This is a genomic window from Bacteroidota bacterium (assembly GCA_030706565.1).
In the GTDB taxonomy this organism is placed as follows: domain Bacteria; phylum Bacteroidota; class Bacteroidia; order Bacteroidales; family JAUZOH01; genus JAUZOH01.
Genome location: JAUZOH010000331.1, coordinates 1 through 4,175, shown reverse-complemented (window position 1 = coordinate 4,175; position 4,175 = coordinate 1). Strand labels below are relative to the sequence as shown.

At 39.5% G+C, this 4,175-nt stretch carries 5 protein-coding genes; 2 read left to right on the top strand and 3 right to left on the bottom strand.

Annotated features, from left to right (window positions below):
• The coding region (locus Q8907_13515) for a DUF4249 family protein (GenBank protein MDP4275290.1) at window positions 1-679 on the top strand (679 nt) is incomplete at its 5' end.
• A gap of 494 nt (window positions 680-1,173) precedes the next feature.
• Window positions 1,174-2,190, top strand: a complete 1,017-nt coding sequence (locus Q8907_13510) for a radical SAM/SPASM domain-containing protein (protein MDP4275289.1) — start codon at window positions 1,174-1,176, stop codon at window positions 2,188-2,190.
• A gap of 81 nt (window positions 2,191-2,271) precedes the next feature.
• Here Q8907_13510 and frr read toward each other — a convergent pair whose 3' ends face one another.
• The 3 genes from frr to Q8907_13495 form a co-directional block, all read right to left on the bottom strand.
• The gene (frr, locus tag Q8907_13505; protein ID MDP4275288.1) at window positions 2,272-2,835 is read right to left on the bottom strand and encodes a ribosome recycling factor; all 564 of its coding nucleotides are present in this window, start codon (window positions 2,833-2,835) and stop codon (window positions 2,272-2,274) included.
• Between the two features lie 43 nt (window positions 2,836-2,878).
• Window positions 2,879-3,589: a UMP kinase gene (gene pyrH, locus Q8907_13500; GenBank protein ID MDP4275287.1), complete on the bottom strand. Its 711-nt coding sequence runs from the start codon at window positions 3,587-3,589 to the stop codon at window positions 2,879-2,881.
• Window positions 3,590-3,844: 255 nt separating this feature from the next.
• The coding region (locus tag Q8907_13495; protein MDP4275286.1) for an elongation factor Ts at window positions 3,845-4,175 on the bottom strand (331 nt) is incomplete at its 5' end.

Genomic DNA, 4,175 nt, shown 5'->3' with positions numbered 1-4,175 from the left:
TAATTATCAGATGATTGTTAAAATCGGATCAAATCCAGAGATGGTTGCTTCATGCAAGGTTCCGGAAAAAGTGGATATACAACAATTAGTAGATGACGGAATTCATTATGGTCGTGGTTATTGTAGTTTTGACGGGGTGAATTATTACGCTACGAAGAAATATAAACTCACCTTTAAGGATCCTCCGCAACAAAATTATTATGCGCTAGAATGTTATGCAATTGTAAAAGAATATACAAAAACCAAACAATGGCCTTTAAATTGTTGGATTTCCGGAGCATTTGATATCAATCCGTTATTTGAAAACAATCTTTTTATTCAAAAATATAGATCATTTTGTCCTAATGCGCAGCCTATATTCAGTGATAAGCTTTTCAATGATAATCAGGAATCAATAGTGGTAACACCTGGAGTCATGGCTGATAGTTTACTTTGTATTAATTTGGTGAGTATATCGCAAGGTTATTATAAACGGCTTAAATCGATGTTTTTATTTAATGAAAACATTACAAACAGATATTCTTCACCTGTACAGGTATATAGTAATTTTACCAATGCAGTTGGCTTTTTGGCAGGCCGGACCGTCTCAAGCGATACGATTGCTTTAACGCCATCACCATTCAGTCTTCCTGATTCCGCTCAAAAAGCAAAGAATAAAAGTAAATTATATGGGAAATGATCATAATGTTCATTAGTTTAAAGATTAACTATAATTCTTATTCATGCGGCAGTATGATGATTTCTTATTTTCACTGAACGAAATTGTCAAACCGGTAAAAACTGGAAAAGGCAAAAAAATATATCCTTGAATTTCTTTAAATATGTACAAATAACACGGAACAAAGATGGTTTGAGGTTGTTTGAGATGGTTTGAAATAAAATACATTAACCACAGGGATGTTAATCTGAGAAAACCTCTGTGGTTCTCTGTGAAAGATCTCTGTGATTCTCTGTGTAATAATCAAATACGATAACACTGAGATACACTGAGAAGACACAGAGTTATAGGGAGATGTATCTGCCCTTGGCGCCTCCGTGTTATTTTTGCGGCTTGAAACATGGAGATATAATCTGAAATAGGCTTATCTCTGATGACAAAACGTGGTATTTTTGATATTTTTGAAAAAGAAAATCCAACAATAAATTATAAAGCGGTCTGAATTAAAATAACTCATGAATAGTTTTCCTCCTCAATTTATTGATGCCTTACATTTTTTATCTTCTTTGTCTTTAAAGAAAATCAGCAATTATTTCCGTTTGTTGTTCGCTTATTTTGCGGGTTCCCGGGGCTGGAAATTCAAGGTAAAAACTATGCCTTCCGGTTTGTCTGTTGAGCCTACCGGTTTCTGTAATCTTAAGTGTCCGGAATGTCCAAACGGGAGAGGGGAGCTTACCCGTAAAAAAGGGAATATGGATTTCAATTTATATCAGTCTGTCATTGAACAAGCTTCTCCTTATCTGGTCAGTATTATTTTATATTTCCAGGGAGAACCTTTTTTATGCCCTTCCATGCTCAGGATGATCAGGCTGGCCCGGAAGAAAAATATTTATACCATTACCTCTACCAACGGGCAGTGTATTGATTCTCCCCTGGCCCGCAAAATTGTGGAAAGCGGCCTTGACCGGATAATTGTTTCCGTAGACGGCACCACACAGGAGGTTTATGAGCAATACCGAAGGGGCGGTTCCCTGGAAAAAGCGCTGGGCGCCATTTCGGCACTTTCTGCCTGGAAGAAAAAGTTAAAATCGGACAGGCCCTTTATTGTTTTCCAGTTCCTGGTGACTGCCCAAAACGAGCATCAGATGCAAGAAGCAAAGAAACTGGCTGCTTCAACCGGAGCCGACAAAATTGAATTCAAATCATTGCAGGTTTATGACCTGAACGGGAGCGGCAAATTTCTGTTGCCTGAAAATGAAAGGTATTCGCGTTACCGCAAAGATGGGCAGGGAAATTATGAAATAAAGAAAAAAATGAAAAATCGTTGCCGGAGAGTCTCTACCACTGCGGTGATTACCTGTGAAGGCAATATGGTCCCCTGTTGCTTTGACAAAGATGGAAACCATGCTTTAGGCAATGTCAATGAAAACAGCGTTGAGGCGATTTGGGTAGGAGAGAAGCTAAATAAATTCAGGCAAAAGATATTAAACGACCGCTGCAGCATACCCATTTGCTGCAATTGTACGGAATAAATAGATCAGGTAGAAATAATAATAGCAGAAATAAAAAATGAGGCTTCCTGAATCCGGGAAGCCTCGTTTTTTATGAAAGACTTAAACGGTCATGATATCTTTTTCTTTTTGTTCCAATAAGGCATCAACTTTCTTGTTGTAGGTATCAATCATCTTTTTTACCACTTCTTCAGCTTCCTTGATAGCATCTTCGGGAGTGCCTTCCTTTTCGATTTTTTTCAAATCTTCAAGTATTTCCCGTCGGGTGTTACGAAGGCTGACCCTGGCAACTTCGGCTTCGGAACGGGCTTGTTTGGCCAGCAATTTTCTTCTTTCTTCGGTTGGTACCGGGATATTGATCCGGATTGTGTCGCTTTGAACCACGGGAGTCAATCCGATATTGGCAGCAAGTATGGCTTTGTTGATGGATTCGATGGTGTTTTTATCCCAAGGTTGTAACAGCAGAGTCCTTGAATCGGGGGTGTTAATGTTTGCCATTTGGGTAATAGGGGTTGAAACCCCATAAAAATCGGCATGTACACCTTCGAGCATCTGTGGGCTGGCTTTTCCGGCCCTGACTTTGACGAGTTCGGCTTCAAGGTGCAATATGGCCTTTTTCATTTTCTCTTTGGCATCATCCAGGTATAATTGAACTTCTTCATCCATGTTGTCAAAATTTTAATGTGTTAAGATATGAGGATAAATATATTTAATTTTTTACTATCGTTCCAACTTTTTCCCCTGAAATAATTTTTTTCAGGTTTCCTTTTTGGTTCATATCGAATACGATGATAGGCAAATTATTCTCCCGGCAAAGGGTGAATGCTGTAAGGTCCATGATGTTCAGTCCGCGGCTGTAAGCTTCTTTAAAAGTGATTTCGTCAAACTTGGTTGCGGTCTTGTCTTTTTCAGGATCGGCGGTATAAACCCCATCCACTCTGGTTCCTTTCAGCAAAACCTGGGCTTCGGTTTCAACAGCGCGCAGGGCCGAAGCTGTATCGGTGGTGAAAAACGGATTGCCTGTACCGGCTGAAAAAATCACAACTTCATGATTGCTAAAGGCCTCCATGACTTTTTGTTTGCTGTAGCCTTCGCCAACCGGTTCCATCCGGATGGCCGTGAGTACCCTGGCTTTGGCGCCCAGGTTCTCCAGGGCAGACTGTATGGCCAATCCGTTGATCACCGTGGCCAGCATGCCCATATAATCTCCTTTAACCCGGTCGTACCCTTTGTCAACGCCCTTCAGGCCTCTGAATATGTTGCCCCCACCGACAACAATACCGACTTCAACACCCAGGTCTGCAATTTCTTTAATCTGTGAGGCATATTCTGTGAGCCTTTCCGTATCTATACCTTGCTGGGATTCGCCCATCAGGGCTTCACCACTTAATTTTAGCAATATCCGCTTATATTTTATCATTTGAAGTATGATTGTTTATGAATTATCAATATTAATATACTCGTGGGCTAAAACAGAAATTTCTGTTTCCCCTTTGTCTGTTTGCTAAAGCAGACGTCAAGGAATTTGGAAATGAAAATTCCTTTCAAAATTAATTTATTTCCCTGGAAAAAAATTAATTCTGCAATATGAAATAGAATTTTATTGAAAGAGAAGGATTAGCGGCAAAAAAAAAGAGAGGGCATGGCTCTCTCTTTTTTTTAATATGGAAATATCTTAGTCTTTTAAGGAGTATCTGATGAATTTCAGGACTTTTAATTCCTTGTCAGCATTTTGAAGATACTGTTTTATAGTCTGCTTGGAATCTTTAATAAATTCCTGGTTCAACAAGGTTGATTCTTTATAGAATTTGCTTAGTTTCCCCATAGCAATTTTGTCAAGCATATTTTCGGGTTTGCCTTCGTTTTTTGCCTGAATTCTGCCGATTTCCAATTCCTTATCAGCAACATCCTGAGGAACATCTTCTTTATCAACGGCTATAGGGCTCATTGCTGCAACCTGCATGGCTACGTCCTTGGCAACCTGATGATCTGCAACTTTCTTGCTG

Coding starts and splice junctions, on each gene's coding strand:
- frr (MDP4275288.1), bottom strand. CDS start 2,835: ATGGATGAAGAAGTTCAATTATACCTGGATGATGCCAAAGAGAAAATG.
- Q8907_13510 (MDP4275289.1), top strand. CDS start 1,174: ATGAATAGTTTTCCTCCTCAATTTATTGATGCCTTACATTTTTTATCT.
- pyrH (MDP4275287.1), bottom strand. CDS start 3,589: ATGATAAAATATAAGCGGATATTGCTAAAATTAAGTGGTGAAGCCCTG.